At 35.8% G+C, this 16351-nt stretch carries 13 protein-coding genes and 3 tRNA genes; 11 read left to right on the top strand and 5 right to left on the bottom strand.

The window, feature by feature from the left end:
• Positions 1-140 precede the first annotated feature (140 nt).
• The 3 genes from PK943_05190 to PK943_05180 all read left to right on the top strand — a co-directional run bounded on the left by PK943_05190 (position 141) and on the right by PK943_05180 (position 550).
• Positions 141-232 (top strand) — tRNA-Ser (locus PK943_05190).
• Positions 233-293: 61 nt separating this feature from the next.
• A tRNA-Arg gene (locus tag PK943_05185) sits at positions 294-370 on the top strand.
• Positions 371-458: 88 nt separating this feature from the next.
• Positions 459-550, top strand: a tRNA-Ser gene (locus PK943_05180).
• 80 nt (positions 551-630) lie between these two features.
• On the opposite strand, the gene PK943_05175 is transcribed toward PK943_05180, so the two are convergent.
• Both PK943_05175 and PK943_05170 read right to left on the bottom strand, forming a co-directional pair.
• Positions 631-2352, bottom strand: coding sequence for a cache domain-containing protein (locus tag PK943_05175; protein ID HRN78609.1), 1722 nt, complete (start codon positions 2350-2352; stop codon positions 631-633).
• Between the two features lie 14 nt (positions 2353-2366).
• Entirely contained in the window at positions 2367-3068 is a 702-nt protein-coding gene (locus PK943_05170; GenBank protein HRN78608.1) for a Bax inhibitor-1/YccA family protein, read from the bottom strand.
• Between the two features lie 144 nt (positions 3069-3212).
• Here PK943_05170 and PK943_05165 point away from each other — a divergent pair, with 144 nt between their 5' ends.
• The gene (locus PK943_05165; protein ID HRN78607.1) at positions 3213-3884 is read left to right on the top strand and encodes a hypothetical protein; all 672 of its coding nucleotides are present in this window, start codon (positions 3213-3215) and stop codon (positions 3882-3884) included.
• Positions 3885-3957: 73 nt separating this feature from the next.
• A complete protein-coding gene (gene trxA / locus PK943_05160) occupies positions 3958-4278 on the top strand; it encodes a thioredoxin (protein ID HRN78606.1) in 321 nt (106 codons plus the stop codon).
• Between the two features lie 38 nt (positions 4279-4316).
• Here the strand turns inward: trxA and PK943_05155 are convergent, their stop codons facing one another.
• Together PK943_05155 and cysS are read right to left on the bottom strand one after the other, a co-directional pair.
• Positions 4317-4889 (bottom strand): hypothetical protein, encoded by a 573-nt coding sequence (locus tag PK943_05155; GenBank protein HRN78605.1) that lies wholly within the window; start codon positions 4887-4889, stop codon positions 4317-4319.
• A 23-nt stretch (positions 4890-4912) separates the two neighbouring features.
• Positions 4913-6247, bottom strand: a complete 1335-nt coding sequence (gene cysS / locus PK943_05150; protein ID HRN78604.1) for a cysteine--tRNA ligase — start codon at positions 6245-6247, stop codon at positions 4913-4915.
• Positions 6248-6426: 179 nt separating this feature from the next.
• Between cysS and bamA the strand changes: the two genes are divergently transcribed.
• The 6 genes from bamA (at position 6427) to PK943_05120 (ending at position 15516) form a co-directional block, all read left to right on the top strand.
• Positions 6427-8973 (top strand): outer membrane protein assembly factor BamA, encoded by a 2547-nt coding sequence (gene bamA, locus PK943_05145; GenBank protein ID HRN78603.1) that lies wholly within the window; start codon positions 6427-6429, stop codon positions 8971-8973.
• A 57-nt stretch (positions 8974-9030) separates the two neighbouring features.
• Positions 9031-11355, top strand: a complete 2325-nt coding sequence (locus PK943_05140; GenBank protein ID HRN78602.1) for a DnaJ domain-containing protein — start codon at positions 9031-9033, stop codon at positions 11353-11355.
• 25 nt (positions 11356-11380) lie between these two features.
• On the top strand, positions 11381-12604 hold the full coding sequence (locus PK943_05135; protein HRN78601.1) for a J domain-containing protein: 1224 nt from the start codon (positions 11381-11383) through the stop codon (positions 12602-12604).
• Positions 12605-12708: 104 nt separating this feature from the next.
• The gene (locus tag PK943_05130; GenBank protein ID HRN78600.1) at positions 12709-12996 is read left to right on the top strand and encodes a hypothetical protein; all 288 of its coding nucleotides are present in this window, start codon (positions 12709-12711) and stop codon (positions 12994-12996) included.
• Positions 12971-14608, top strand: a complete 1638-nt coding sequence (locus PK943_05125) for a penicillin-binding protein 2 (protein HRN78599.1) — start codon at positions 12971-12973, stop codon at positions 14606-14608. The genes PK943_05130 and PK943_05125 overlap by 26 nt, the downstream gene beginning before the upstream one ends.
• Positions 14609-14619: 11 nt before the next feature.
• The gene (locus PK943_05120) at positions 14620-15516 is read left to right on the top strand and encodes an aldolase (GenBank protein ID HRN78598.1); all 897 of its coding nucleotides are present in this window, start codon (positions 14620-14622) and stop codon (positions 15514-15516) included.
• An 81-nt stretch (positions 15517-15597) separates the two neighbouring features.
• Here the strand turns inward: PK943_05120 and PK943_05115 are convergent, their stop codons facing one another.
• Entirely contained in the window at positions 15598-16239 is a 642-nt protein-coding gene (locus PK943_05115) for a hypothetical protein (protein HRN78597.1), read from the bottom strand.
• Between the last annotated feature and the right edge of the window lie 112 nt (positions 16240-16351).

The raw sequence follows: 16351 nt of genomic DNA, 5'->3' as shown, positions 1-16351 counted from the left end.
ATCTCCTACTCATGCAAACTTGACTTAAGCTATATACACATACCGCTAAAAAAGCTACACTTTTATATAAAAATAACAGATAATTACTTGCATAAATAACTATTTCCTTTTATTATTTGTAGATATCATTGAAATAGCTTGGAGAGATGGCTGAGTGGTCTAAAGCGCTTGCCTGCTAAGCAAGAGTCTGGGAAAACCGGGCGCGAGGGTTCGAATCCCTCTCTCTCCACCAGGCTTCGCCTCAAGGGCGGCCTGGCACGACTGCTAAGCTAGTTAAGGCTAAAAATTATAATGCGCCCGTAGCTCAATTGGATAGAGCGTCAGACTACGGATCTGAAGGTTAGAGGTTCGACTCCTCTCGGGCGCACCAGTCTACATGCATCCGGGCCTTCCGGCTCGGCAAACTACGACTGGCAGGCCATTTTTTACTGGCTATATTTTATAGATTGAAATTATACGGAGAGATGGCAGAGCGGTTGAATGCGGCGGTCTTGAAAACCGTTATTCCGAGCGATCGGAATCGAGGGTTCGAATCCCTCTCTCTCCTCCAGTTTTTCAAAAAAGTTAATAAAAAAAAAGGCTCCACTAAGTTGTGGAGCCTTTTTTTTTGCTAGCGTGTGTTTAAACAATTTACAGATAATAACTTGATCCAACTACATATCTAATGCCATCTTTTTCTACCGGTGCCAAATCTGCCACTTTTCTGCTGCCATTTAATTTGAAACTCACTTTTGAGTCACCACCACGGACCGCATTAATAAATAGCTTTATGAATGGTTTGCCATCATCGTCTTTTAAACCAACCAAATTACGCCAAATTAAGTCATGCTCTGTGCCATACGCATAACATAGACCTGTATCATCAAATACAAAAATATCTAAGTCGCCGCTTACAAATGCACCATCACGTTTTACAAATGCACCAAGTGCCTCTTCACGTTTACGCATCTTTAATGAACTTGCCGCCGTGTCGACTAACAACTCAACAGTTTCTTTTTTAGACACAGGATATAAACCGCATGTTAATACAAACCTACCTATGCCTAAGTCTATTGGCTCAAAGTAAACTGATTGGAATGATCTATTACGCTTAAAGGTTAACCATCCACGATCGGCTTTTTTTGCTTCTTCAATTATTTCTCGTACATAATAGCGACCGTCTTCATCACGAGCATCCCATAAATTCTGGCCAACTAACTCAGGATTACCACCATGTGCAAAACATACGCCATTCATGTCATACCCAACAATATATAAATCACCGTATCTAAAATCATCATTTTGTTTATCAGTAAACTCATCCGAAGCTGCTGATTTACCAGACCGTTTCATAAAAGTGTACCCTTTACGTAATAAATCTACTGCAGAGTCTCTCGTTTCTTCGGGATAATACCCACATATAATAAAATACAAACGGCCATCTTTATCTTTTACTTTTTCTGCATACGAACGCTTGAGAGCACGTTTTGAAGTATATTCAACCCAAATACCTTCTAGTGACTCGGTCGCCTTTTTAATAATTTCTTGGTTGACTAATACACCATTAGTATCTTTGTAATCCCATACATTCGTACCAATCAAATTTGGTCGATCACCTTGCGCCATAAGCTCGCCTTTTTCATTCAGTACAAAAAGATATAAGTCTGCAAAAACAAAGTTACCCAATGGATAACTCATATCACTGAATGCCTCTATGGCAGGCTGACCTCGTTCAAGTACTTTGTCAAACAATGCAACAGCACCTTTAACCAAGCTGACAACCGTACTCTCTTTTGAATGTGGATAATAACCTGCTCCAATCACATAATCAACACCATCTTTAGTCACCGGCTGGACCCACGAATGCTTAGTTGCATTCCGCCATTGATAAGTAACCCAACCGCCACCTTTTTTACCGGTATCAATAATTTCTTGCACCATAGGTGATCCAAAATTATCACGTAGATTAATCAAGTTTTGCCAAATCAAATCTTCATCCTGTCCATGTGCAAATACAACACCATCAGCATTAAACACATATACGTATAATTCTGCATCAATAAATTCTTTGGTATGACTGAACTTACTACACGCATCCTCTAATGTATGTTCATTAATATATTCTTTGGCTCGTTGCACAAGCGTCTGTGTTGACTTGCGTTTTTTTTCTAGATCAATGTTCAGTGATTCAAGATCTTTTTCAACCACCTGTTGCGTATCAGGCTCTTCCTGATTTACATCTGCTTCTTCATCGACATCTGCATCAGTTTCCATATAATAATTTAGTGACTGATTTGCGTTTTTTTTAGTATTAAACATCCACAAACCAACACCCATTGCTAATAAACTTAACACCAATAAACGATTTTTCACGTTACCACTCCTTTTTATTCTTCTTTTTGTTGTCCAAAAAATCGCAATAAATATAAAAATAAATTAATAAAATCTAAGTACAAGGTAAGCGCACCCATGATGGCAATTTTGGGCGAAAGGTCTTCATTCACAATCATTTTCTTAGCTATCTGTTTAATTTTTTGCACATCGTATGCTACAAGCAACGTAAATACAAGTACGCCAATTGCAGATAACACATAATCAAGCATAGGACTTCTTAAAAAGAAATTAACCACTAGTCCCAAAATTAAACCAAATAAAGCCATCAAGCTTATGTTGCCCATTGTTGTCAAATCAGTTCGTGTAAAATACCCATACACCGCCATAGTACCAAAGGTCCCTGCAGTAATTACAAAAGCAATAATAATTGAGCCAATTTCATATACAAAAAAAATAGAAGATAAGGTAACCCCTAATAAAGCTGCATATACAAAAAACATGATAAGAGCACCAGTAGTACTCATGCGATTTAAAAACATAGTAAGCACAACTACTAATGATATTTGTCCTATTACTAATGCTAGCATTAACCATCTATGTTCTAACAAAAGAGTAGATAACGTTGGAGTCTGTGCAACAAGGTATGCTACGCCTGCTGTAAGTAATAATGCAGTCGTCATCCAGCCGTATACTGCATACATAATTGAACGTACATCATCTTCATATTGATATGGCGGATATTGTCCAGTAAACATATACAACCCTTTCTTTTAATTTTCTAAAGTCCGACAATCAACTTAATTATCTGAAGCAAACTACAACTACTTGCAGAATAATCACCAGTTGTAGTACAACATAGTAAGTATGTTTATCAAACCTACTAAAAAAAGGATACTATTATGAAGCGTATGCATACACTTTCTTTTTTAATGGTATGTTTTACTACTATTATATGGCTTGCAAATTGGGGATCACAAGAATCTTCTATTGAAGGACCAGAAAAACAAAGTGTTAATTTTTATGGCACACTCAAAACACGTTTGAGTAAAAAACCTATCTCGATAGATAATATTTCAATTGGTAGAAAATATAAACAAATTCCAATGTATGAAAAACCAACCATAGAAAATCTAGAAAAAAAAGAAATCCTCGACAAACAAGGTAAAGTTAAAAAAATCGAATATATCCTGACCGCTGACCCACAAACAGAACTTGTGACTACCAGAATTGATTTAAGTGAAACTGCAGAAATACAAATCCCCCACCCGGATGTTGTATGGACATATCAAAAAGAAAATGGCTATCGCAAAATTGAATTTATAGAAATTATAGTAATTTCTAACAATGAGAAAAAAACAAAAGCACATTATTTATTCGATTTAAAAACAAAAGTATATTGTGATCAAATCAATCTAGCCGGACCTATAGAAAAAGAAGTACCACTCCAAGCTATTGATACATTAACCATCGGTGGATACAAATATCGTACACCTGCAAAACAAACTAATTGCCCAGCATGTCCTGTATGCCCAACGACACCTGAGCAAGCGGCTACGGAACCTGCTCAATAAGACCCCTAGAAGTTTTTTGTCTTATTGTTATAGTAGATAATCTATTCACTCAATTTATTTATAAGGAATTATCATGGTTGTAACCATTACTTCAGAAAATTTTGAATCAGAAGTACTCAACTCTCCAAATCCTGTCGTACTTGATATTTATGCAACTTGGTGTGGCCCTTGCCAACAAATGGCTCCTGTGTTTGAAGAATTAGCAACAGAATTAGGCAACATCTACAAATTTGCAAAATTAAATGTTGATGAATCTCGTGATGTTGCAATTAGACTTGGCGCAACCTCAATCCCTACTTTTGTCTTTGTTAAAAATGGTACTATCAAAGGCAAAGAAGTCGGTTATATGAGCAAAGAAGATTTACAAGTAAAAATCGAGAAACATCTCAAGTAAATTATTAGCCATCTACTAATCGATTAAAGATACAGAATTTAAAACTGTATCACGTAATCTTCTTCATCACTTGATGATTTTTTACGTGGTGAAAGGTGAGAAGAAATCTTGCGTAAAATTGTTTTACGTGGTGATTCTTCTGTAGATTCACTCCTATGTAATTCTCTTTTTTGCAAACGCTCTTTTTCACTCTTAATCCGTAAATCAAGTTGGTCTGCATAATATTCAAGTTGTATTTGAGCATCTTTATCTACTTCTTTGAGCACTTGATTTTGCGCAAATACAAGAAGGCTTCCGATTTGGTTCAAATATTTTTGATTATACGGAATATTTTCTTGGTTTATTAGTTTGATCAACTCATTTACCATCTTCAAGCCAACACCTTCTTGATCAAGTAACTCTTCTGCAAGAATACGTAATTCATTTGCTCCTTGAATAAGCGCTCCTTTGCCAACAAGTATCGGCTCATATGTCTCTTCATATGAACGAGCAGTAACTAATCCAATACGTTTATGTTTTTTTGACTTTTCAATAAGATTTTGTAATTTTTGCATGCCACACAATGGGCTAACGATACTGCACAAAACTCCTACCATAAGCATAGAGCGCATAGTACTCTCCGTTGTTAGAAAAATTAATTTTTTCTATCTTGCACTACTACGCCAAGTTTTTGCAACTGATCACGAATTTGATCTGCTCGGTCCCAGTTCTTAGTGCTACGCGCTGCTTCACGTTCATCAAGAAGTTTTTGAATTTCTGGTGTAATTTCTACTACTTTTTGAGTAAGTGGTACCAAGGTAAGTCCAAGCACTTGTTGTAACAATAACTTAGTAGCTGCGGCTTGTTGATCATCTTCTTTCAGATCGGATAAATGTTCAAAGATTACCCCAAACATCCCCGGAGTATTTAAATCATCACACAAAAAATCTAACATTTTACTCACGATAGGCATCGTGCGCATAGTAGCATAATCACCTGCTGCATCAATGTTTTCAAATGCCGTTATTAATTTTTGATAACTTTTTTGCGCTTGTTGCACAAGTTCAAATGAAAATTCCATAGGCGCTCGATAGTGATGGCTCAAGTAATAATAACGCACTACCATAGGATCAACTTTTTGTAATAAATCATCAAGAGCTACAATATTACCGAGTGACTTGGACATTTTTTCTACACCCATATTCACAAATCCATTATGCATCCAATAGCGTGCAAACGGAGCACCATGTAAGCTTTCGGATTGTGCAATTTCATTTTCATGGTGAGGAAACACTAAATCAAGACCTCCAGCATGAATATCTATGTGATCACCCAAATAATAAGAAGCAAGTGCTGAACATTCTATATGCCATCCAGGACGCCCATATCCCCACGGACTCTTCCAAAATTGTCCCTCTGGTTCAGACTTCCATAATGCAAAATCAAGCGGATCTTTTTTTTCTTCTTTTACATCAACACGAGCGCCTGCCCGTAATTCATCAATATTGCGTTTTGATAATTTGCCATACTCTTTAAAGCTACGAACATCAAAATACACATCACCATTTGCCGCCACATATGCATGACCTTTATCAATCAGGCCCTGAATAAAATCTATAATCAAATCAATATTTTGCGTCACACGCGGTTCTGTATGCGGCTTGACTGTATCGAGTGCGAACATATCATCGTGATAACTTTTGATAAAGGTGTTTGCGATTTCTTGATAGCGAAATTTATCACCGAGTTGTTGTTCAGCACGTTTGAGTAATTTGTCATCAATATCAGTAAAATTACGTACATATTTTACTTGGTACCCTAAAAACGTTAATAATCTATACAAAACATCAAATGAAGTGTAACACCGACCATGGCCTATGTGTGCACGATCATATGGCGTAATACCACACACATACATAAGAACTTTATCTGGGTGAATTGGAACAAATTTTTCTTTTTTACCAGTTAATGTATTGGTCACTTTGAGCATAGTATTACCTCATAACTCTGAATGGATCAGCTCTTTATAAATAAAACTCATAAAATGAGTGTAACTAAAAAATATGGCTTGCTCTAGTCAATTTCGAAAAAAATAGTAATATAGGTGACTAACCTCTTAAATGAAATCATGTTGCTAGAACGCTACAGCGAGAACAGCAGGAGCCAGTAATGATCTTGACACGCGCACACTTTGCAAAAATATCTTTTGCTATCCTTATATTTTTAACTTATTCGAGTAGCATTAGACCAGAAGTACCAGTAACAGATGAATCCGTAGAATTCCAAACGACAGACGAACTCTTGGCAGAAGAATCTGTACTTGATGATCAAGAAATTGTCGGAGAAGAAGAAGAAATTGTTGCTCCTGCACGCATCCGTCGGGTTAACCAAATTATTATTGCCGGCAATAAACTAACACCATCATCTGCTATTTTAAAATATGTACCATATAAAGTTGGTGAAATTTTTGATCCACGTAAATCACGTGAACTCATACGCAATTTGTACTTTGGACTCAAAAGATTTCGTAATATCACCGTAGAAGTTGAACCTATTGGGCAAAATTTTGTTGATGTATACGTTATAACAGAAGAAAAACATATCATTAAAGAAGTAGAATTTACTGGTAATAAACAGTTATCTAACAAAGAATTAATGAAAGCAATTGAAATTTCTGAGCTTCCTGCACTGGACGAAGAAGAACTCAAAATTCTTGCACAAAAAATTAAAAAACAATACGTAGAAAAAGGCTATCATCTAATCCAAATAGATACCAGATTAGATATTGATGACGATGGCAAGGCAATTGCTATTTTTAGTATTAATGAAGGCCCTCGTTCAGTCGTTAAAGAAATCCAATTTGTTGGTAATAAACACATTACAAGCAAAGAACTACGTAGCATCATGATTACCAAAGAAGAATGGGTCTTAAGCTTTTTAGATAAATCTGGCATGTATCAGGATGAACGTATTGAGGCGGACAAACATTTTCTGAGTCGCTACTACCAAAATAAAGGTTTTTTACAGGCTAAGGTAGTGGATGTTCAAATGAAAATGGACAAACAAAAACGTATCAGTTTGATCTATGAAATTGAAGAAGGCGAACGTTACACTATTGGCAAAGTAAAAGTACCTGGCAATGAACTATTAGAGGAAAAAGTTTTACTTGCCAATATTCCAGTCCAAAGCGGTCAATTATATTCACCGGATAGAATTTCCAACACAATCAAGGCATTAGAACGTATTTGGGGCAACCACGGATATATTTTTGCACATATTGAGCCATCTATTGAACCAAATGAAGATACCAAAACAGTAGATCTCGCATTCTATTCAGAACTTGGTAACAAAATTAAATTAAACAAAGTAAATATCAAAGGTAATAAAAAGACACGCGACAAAATTATTCGCCGTAAAATTTCACTTGAAGAAGGTGAATTAATTACGCAGCGCCACATGGATATTTCAAAACATAACGTTGAATCCATTGGCTACTTTGAATCACGTGATGGAGTCAACTGGAAAATTACGCGAATTGGTAATGACCTTGCCGATCTCGATTTATTTGTCAAAGAAGCAAAAACCGGTAATTTTAATGTTCAAATGGGCTTTGGTGGTGTTGACTTCAACTCTCCTGCTTCTGGTTTTTCAGTCAAGGGAAATCTATCTGACACGAACTTGTTTGGTAGTGGCATACAGCTGAATGCGGATGCAAGTTGGGCAAAAGGCGAACAAACAGCTGCATTCCGTTTGGCACAACCATGGTTGTTTGATAAGCCAATTTCAGCAGCTATTGATTTATATCATCGCAGGCCAAGTTACGATAACTTCAGAAACGTACAACGTGCAGTTAATGCAAAATTAACTGGCGGTGCTGCTTCTGCCGGTTGGATCACTAGATCAACTTACCAAATTCTTCATGATACCCAGGTATTATTCAGTGTTGGTGTTGATTCGGTCAAATATGAACAACCACCTATTGCTAATGTTATTATTGGTACTCCACCGTCAATTACTGCAATACTCAACGCAGAATACCAGTGCATTTTAAATAAAGAATTTAATCCAGGAACATTTGCATGGATTGCAAATTATTTAGAACAAAACACCATGAATCACCCAATTCATACCAGCCGTGGGTACATGTGGCGTATTGCCAATAAAATCGCTTTCCCGACGTTTGATGATAGCATGGGCTTTTATAAATTCACTGCAGAAACACATTGGTTCACGCCACTTATTAATGAGTATGATTTGATATTCCACTTGCATGCATTTGCCGGCATAGTACACGTTTTTAATAATCACACAACACCATTTGCAGAATTATTCCACGTTGGTGGTCAAAATAGCGTACGTGGTTACTTGTTCGGACAGATTGGTCCACGCTTTGTAGGAGACTCTATTGGTGCATCACGTGCATTATTCTGGAACGCTGAACTCGTATTTCCAATCACGGGTGATATGACTATGAAAGGGGTGGTATTCTACGATGGCGGCGCCGGATTCAATAACCCGTTTGTTGACCAATGCGTTGATCGTTGCCGAGTGCCTGATTATGTCACTGGTAATAATTTTGATTATCGGCATGCAGTTGGTGTTGGTGTTCGTTTACTACAACCAATGCCACTCAAAGTCGACTGGGGCTTTAAAATCGACCCACGTAAAGATGAAAGCGCATCTGAAGTACATTTTGGCATGAACGTTGATTGGTAAAATCATTGCAGATTAAACTAACTTTATATTATTATCCTAAAAAAAGGGGATATTAATATGAAAAATTTATTATATATATCATGCTTACTTGGTATTGCCTCGGTAACCCAATGTATGGATCCTAAACAAACCAAAGACCTTCATCGAGCTATAGGGAATAATTCACCATCTAAGGTAACAGAGTATCTTGAAAATGGTGCTGATCCTGATATATTAATCAAATATTTAAATATTAATCAAGATCTAACCGCCCTCCATCTAGTTGCTAAAGCTTTGGCAAAATACGTAGATCAACAAGAAAAGGACTTAGCTCAGAGCCATAATCATGGATTAACACAGAACCGATATGATACTCTCTTGGCAAACCTATCTATTATAGTACAATCATTACTTCAATATGGGGCAAATGCATCTATAGTTAACCCTCAAGGGCAAACGGCACTAGATATAATACACAATATTAAACGAGAAAGCCTAAGCTCTAGGCAAAATACTTATTTAAACGATATAATAGAGCAATTGCAAAACACACCATCTCCAGTACAACGATTGTTTGATGCTATTTTAAGTCATGATGTATTTTCCGTATCACGCCTGATAAAAAATGCTGCTATCAATCCGATAAATCAGCAAGGTAATACGCCCTTACATATAGCTACTAATGAGTACATAAATATATTAACAACAAGCAAACAAGCCTATAATGATAATGCCTTACAAGATATAAAACAAATCATTAATCTATTATTAAATAAGAATGCCAATCCATCAATAAAAAACAGAGCCGGTGACACGCCATGGGATATATTGAATCGATATGCACAAAATCCCAATCAACAATCATTATCAGAAAAATATAAAAAGGATATTACAAATATTTTGAGCTTATTGATGCCAAACGCATCCTTGCATAAAGCCATAGAGCAATTAGATGTAGATACCGTTCTACAATTACTCGCCAATAATATGAACGCTAATGCCACAGATCCATATGGCAATACCCCTTTAAACACTGCTGCCAATATGATTATCGTCACATACACAACCGAAAAATATAGATATACTATACTTCCTGTTTTTAACAAACTAAATACTATTATTCGAGCATTACTCAATAACAAAGCCGATAAATCAATAAAAAACAATTTCGGCAGAAATCCTTGGGATCAATTGAATAGGTTTAATCAAGAAAAAGGCAGATCTTTATCTTCTGATCAACAAACAACATTAAAAGAATTTTTAATGTTGTTAGATCCTGCAGCACAACAAAAACCACAATCTGAATCACAACCATCACCATCGCCAGCACATCCAATAAATCAAGAGGCTTTGTTCGATGCTATAAAACAAATAAATACAAACTTAGTATCGCAATTACTCAAAAGAGTTAATGTAAATAGTGTAGATCAAAATGGCAATACGCCTTTAAATGTTGCCGCAAGCATGATTATCACCATATGTACAAGCGAACAACATAAAAACACTCTATCCTCTGACTTAAACGAATTAGGCATTATTATTCGAACCTTACTCAACAACAAGGCTGACAAATCAATTAAGAATAATGCCGGTAAAAATCCTTGGGATAAATTGAATAGATTTAATCAAGAAGAAGGCGGATCTTTACCTCTTGATCAACAAACAAAACTAAAAGAATTATTAATCTTACTAGATCCTGCAGCGCAACAAAAACCACAATCTGAATCTCAATCATCACCATCGCCAGCACGTCCAATAAATCAAGAGACTTTGTATGATGCCATAAAACAACTCAATACAAACTTAGTATCACAATTACTTAAAAGAGTTAATGTAAATAGTGTAGATCAAAATGGCAATACGCCCTTAAATGTTGCTGCAAGCATGATTATCACTATATGTACAAGTGAACAACATAAAAACACTATATCGTCTGACCTAAACAAATTAGATACTATTATTCGAGCCTTACTCAACAATAAGGCTGACAAATCTATTAAGAACAATGCCGGCAAAAATCCTTGGGATAAATTGAATAGATTTAATCAAGAAGAAGGCCAGTCTTTACCTGCTGATCAACAAGCAACATTAAAAGAATTTTTAATCTTACTAGACCCTGCACCACAACCACAGCCATCACCATCAAAATCTACTGAAAGTATCTCCGAACAAGCATGGTCACAGTTTCCTGAAGCTAAAAAATTACGAAATCAGTATAAACATATGCAAGAAGTATACCGAGCACTCCTTGGTGTAGGACCTCGCGCAAGTAAAACAGAAATTAATAAAGCATACCGACAATTATCACGCAAATGGCATCCGGATAAATATGAAGGCGATAAAGAACTAGCTAACGCAGTTCAAACCCTTCTGAATACTGCAAAAAAAGCGTTAGATAACTAGGCAAAAATGAAAGGTTATTATTAAGATGAAAAAACTATTATATATATCAAGCTTATTGAGCATCACATCAATCAGTTATAGTATGGAATATTCTCAAGCAAATTTTATGGCTAAACAGTTGAATATGGCCATATATCGGCTAGATCTATCTGCCATAAAAACAATCCTACAAGAAGGCGCTAATCCCAATATTATGATTACAGATCCATATACTGATGAACCTATTACCGCACTTCTTAAAGTAGCTCAAATGGCAGATTTATATGTTAATCTTCAAAAAACTGATATCGAACATGGGTTACCTCAATCGAATGCTGCTACCAGATATCTTGTAAATATGAAAACATTATTAAAAATTACTAAAAATTTGCTCGCAGACGGAGCAGATCCATCTATAAAAAATAACAAAGGACAAACTGTACGAGATCTATTGAATAATATAGATCAAAAATATTTCTCTAAGGAACAACGTAAAACTTTTTCTGATATATTAAAAAGTTTATCAAAAGCTGAAACCAGTAAAGCGAAAAAAAAGCAGAAAAAAAATATCAACACAACAGAACAATTACATGATGCCATAAAAACATTAAATAAAGCTAAAGTTTTTCAATTGGCCAATAACATTAATGTAAATGACATGGATCAGAATGGTAATACGTCTTTAAATGTAGCTGCTAGTACCGTTATAAATATATATTCAACAAAAAACAAAAATACTAGATCTACTGACCTAGAAAAGATAAGTCTAATCATTCAAGGACTATTAAATGAGGGAGCTAACCCAACAATAAAAAATAAAGCCAGTAAAACAGCTTGGGATAAACTTAAACAATTCGAGCAAGAAGAGGCGAAATTTTTATCACCAGAAGAGCAACAAACATTTAATGTAATCTTATCTTTACTAAAACCAATAAGCCCTCAGCCGCAACCAAAACCTAAGAACGACCAAACACAGCCTCGTACACCAAGCCCATCACCATCTCCATCAAAACCTGCTGAAAGTATCTCCGAACAAGCATGGTCACAGTTTCCTGAGGCTAAAAAATTACGCGATCAATATAAGCATATGAAAGAAGTTTATGGCGCAGTTCTTGGCGTAACACCTCAGGCAAGTAGAGCAGAAATCAATAAAGCATATCGAGAACTGTCACTCAAATGGCATCCGGATAAGTATGAAGGCAATAAAGAATTAGCTACTGAGGTCCAAAGTATTCTTAATAATGCAAGAAATACCTTGATTGGCAATTAAACCAATAAAAAGTGTATTTTTTGTATAAGCGTTGATTGGTAATCCTATAAAAGATTGCTACCAACTGTTTCTTCATGATATGTTCCTAAAAAAAGGAGCATGCTATGAAGCGCATATTTTTTGTATCAACGTTTATTGTTGCCCATGTAGGTTTTATTTTTCTACAAATTCATAAACATGCACAATTCATACAAGCCTCATACCGGAAGCAAAAAAACGAACAATTATTGGCTAAATTAAATCATGAAAAAGAACAACGTGTACAGAAGCTATATGCCCTACAAAATAAAGATCAGATAAAACAATATGCCCAACATCATCTTGCCATGTCATCGGTCAAATTAAACCAAATAAAAAAGATAAGCGATGATAAATCAGAAATACAAAATTAGATCATCTATTATATTTTTATTTTTTTGCATCTTGTATACGATGATTATTTTTAATCTCTATCTGATACAAATTAGACACGCAAATTTTTATATTCAACTGGGTAATCAACAATACCTTGTCACTATTAGCAAATTACCACCACGGGCACCTATCTATGACCGTACCGGCACACATCCATTAGCTATAAATCAAGATTGTGTCTCAGCGTTCATTTTACCTGCAAAACTTGAATCACCCAACATGCTCAAACCATTCTTGCAAGAACATTTTCCTGAAACATATACACAACTTGAGCAACATCCTCATAAACAATTTATGTATATCAAGCGCAAACTTACTCCTGATCAACAAAAACTACTTGCAGATCATGCTATTCCTGATATTCGTCTCCTGAATGAACCACATCGATTCTATCCACTTGATGCAGCTGCATCACTGGTAGGTATTACCGACATAGATAACAACGGTCTTATGGGTATAGAATATATATGCAATAAAACATTGGCCGGTACACCTGATACATTTTGTCTAGAAAAAGATGCACGCTCTGGGTTATTTTATTTTAAAAAAGAAACAAAAATAACTGGAGAACACGGCACACCGGTACGTTTAACAATCAATAATGATTTACAATTTCTTGTACATGAAGCAGTTAAAAATACCGTGCAGCACTATGAGTCAGTAGAAGGTGCCGCTATTGTTATGGATCCGGACAATGGTGAAATTCTTGCCATGGTGTCATACCCACATTTTGATCCTAATAATACTGAACAACTAAATTTAGAGTTTACTAAAAACCGTGTAATTACCGAAGCATATGAACTTGGTTCTGTATTTAAAATATTTGCCGCACTCGCCGCATTGGAAGAAAATGTGACCTCTCCCGATGAAATCATTGATTGCAAAAATACCCGTACCACCTATGTGGATGGTCGTAAAATAAACACACCACGAGAACATGGCGAAATTCCATTTAAAGACGTTGTTGGATTCTCTAACAATATTGGTATTGCTATTGTTGCAAAACGTTTGAATGAAAAGTTATATGATCATTACACAAAACTTGGCTTTGGTAATAAAACTGGCATCCAATTGCCCGGTGAACATAAAGGGTTTGTGAATCCTCCAGGCAATTGGTCAAAACAATCAATAATTTCTTTATCATATGGGTATGAAGTATCTGCTACGCTGCTACAACTGGCTACGGCAATGTGCGTTATTGCAAACGGTGGCTATAAAATAATACCGCAGATTATATTACCGTATGACAAAGTAACAAAAGAGCATCCACTGTATAGTCCAGAAAATCTTGTTACCATAAAAAATATTCTTGAACATACGGCGCAAAAAGGAACTACCAAACGTACACAAATTCCAGGCTATCGTATTATGAGTAAAACCGGTACTGCTAATATGCTAATCAATGGTGAATATGATACCAATAAAAATTTATTTACGTGTGCGGGCATTATAGACCAAGGTACCTACAAACGAGTAATTGTCACATTCATAAAACAAGCAAATCGAACCAATATATTCGCTTCTACGGTAGCTGCACCATTGTTTAAAACTATTGCACAACATACAATCATTCAAGATCGTATTATTTGATAAGGAACATAATGAATAAAAATTCTATACTTATTCCCGCTGACGTACCACGTACCATAGAAAATACATTTGTAGATAATTATAATGCAATCACCCAGAACACACATCGATTATTTTTATTTGCATGTGATCAAAAAATTGAACATGTAAATGATGATTTTTACGGAAATGCTATTAGCCCTCATGCATTATATCCAGAACATTTGTTCAAAATCGCTTCACAGGGACGCATTGGTGCTATGGCTACACATTTAGGGCTTATTGCGCGGTATGGCAAACAATATCCTACTATTAACTATATCGTAAAACTGAATGCAAAAACTGACCTAGTACCTACACACGAAAAAGATTCGGTAAGCACATCACTCTGGCATATTGAGCATGTTATACATTTGAAAGAAACCACAGGGCTCAACATCCGCGGTATTGGGTATACCATTTATCTAGGAAGTGAATATGAGGGAGCTATGCTCGCTAAAGCCGCACAAACTATTTACATCGCACATCAACATGGTCTAGTCGCTACGTTATGGATTTACCCACGTGGTAAATATATGAAAGAAAAAACAGATGCTCAGCTAGCTGCGGATGCCACCGGTGTTGGTCATGCACTTGGTGCAGATTTTGTAAAAATTAAACCAGTTAACCCAGAATATCTGCGCATAGCCACCGCTGCTGCAGGAAATACAGGCATCATTTGTGCTGGCGGCACCAAAGAAAATCCGCGTGAATTCTTACGTGAAGTATATGATCAAATTCACATTGGTAATGCTGCGGGTACTGCTACTGGGCGTAATATTTTTCAGTATGATTTACCACAAGCAATCGCTATGACTCATGCTATTTCTGCTATCGTATATGATGATAAAGATGCTACAAGTGCTACAAAAATATTCGAAACAACATAATTTTACCCTTCTCTTCGACAAAGCTCCCAACCTTTGCATAAAGCTTCGGCAAGCACAGCAGAGTGAGCGGGTTGAGACATTTTATTTCTTGTATACATCAATAAAAATCAACATGCTGAGTAATGCAACAAAAAAACACCATACAGAAACCAATGTAACTGTCCATACAAAATAAGTGAGCACCAACGAGCCTGCAAGTAAGCCTCCGAATACTTTATGTATTTTTTTGCTTGAAATAAAAAATGGCAAAATAGTAGCAAGTACATAATCAAATAAATATACTATCCACACATATTCTGTAGAAATTTTATGCCCAAATACATATTCAATACTATGATTCGTGATCTGCACCGTAATGGGATATGTTATTAGAATATATGCACCATATACGGCAACCAACATACCCCATAGCACATTATAAAATAATAACTTTCTACGCCGTTTATTATGTTCACTTGCAAATACAGCTGCAGGAATCCACATAGGCCATATAACAAACGCAAACAAAAGAAATATGTACATCATTATTTGCATGTATGTACTTGATTTCAGACCATATTGTTGCCATATGAACCCTTCAGTCAATTGTTGTAATGCAAAACCAAATGGAATACCGGCCATCAGGTATTGTTCTTTTTTTCGTACATGTATAAGAGATAATACACCAATACCAGCCAACATACCCGCAGCCGCAAAGCTACTTGTCGCAGAAAAACACATCACATACTCCTTTTGAAAAAATAATAAATTTTAAGTATATAATATGTTAACATACCAAAAACATAAAGATGAAAAGCTTGTCTTTATAAAAAAGCTGTCTTAAGCTAAACATTGG

The sequence above is a fragment of the Candidatus Dependentiae bacterium genome (assembly GCA_035445995.1).
Taxonomy (GTDB): Bacteria; Babelota; Babeliae; order Babelales; family Vermiphilaceae; genus DAOMRS01.
The sequence above is the reverse complement of the archived record's forward strand: the minus strand, read 5'-3'. Positions and strand labels throughout refer to the sequence as shown.

Bases quoted from the DNA above. Each gene is read 5' to 3' on its own strand.
- PK943_05170 (HRN78608.1), bottom strand. From the start codon at position 3,068: ATGTTTACTGGACAATATCCGCCATATCAATATGAAGATGATGTACGT.
- PK943_05165 (HRN78607.1), top strand. From the start codon at position 3,213: ATGAAGCGTATGCATACACTTTCTTTTTTAATGGTATGTTTTACTACT.
- trxA (HRN78606.1), top strand. From the start codon at position 3,958: ATGGTTGTAACCATTACTTCAGAAAATTTTGAATCAGAAGTACTCAAC.
- PK943_05155 (HRN78605.1), bottom strand. From the start codon at position 4,889: ATGCGCTCTATGCTTATGGTAGGAGTTTTGTGCAGTATCGTTAGCCCA.
- cysS (HRN78604.1), bottom strand. From the start codon at position 6,247: ATGCTCAAAGTGACCAATACATTAACTGGTAAAAAAGAAAAATTTGTT.
- bamA (HRN78603.1), top strand. From the start codon at position 6,427: ATGATCTTGACACGCGCACACTTTGCAAAAATATCTTTTGCTATCCTT.
- PK943_05140 (HRN78602.1), top strand. From the start codon at position 9,031: ATGAAAAATTTATTATATATATCATGCTTACTTGGTATTGCCTCGGTA.
- PK943_05135 (HRN78601.1), top strand. From the start codon at position 11,381: ATGAAAAAACTATTATATATATCAAGCTTATTGAGCATCACATCAATC.
- PK943_05130 (HRN78600.1), top strand. From the start codon at position 12,709: ATGAAGCGCATATTTTTTGTATCAACGTTTATTGTTGCCCATGTAGGT.
- PK943_05125 (HRN78599.1), top strand. From the start codon at position 12,971: ATGATAAATCAGAAATACAAAATTAGATCATCTATTATATTTTTATTT.
- PK943_05120 (HRN78598.1), top strand. From the start codon at position 14,620: ATGAATAAAAATTCTATACTTATTCCCGCTGACGTACCACGTACCATA.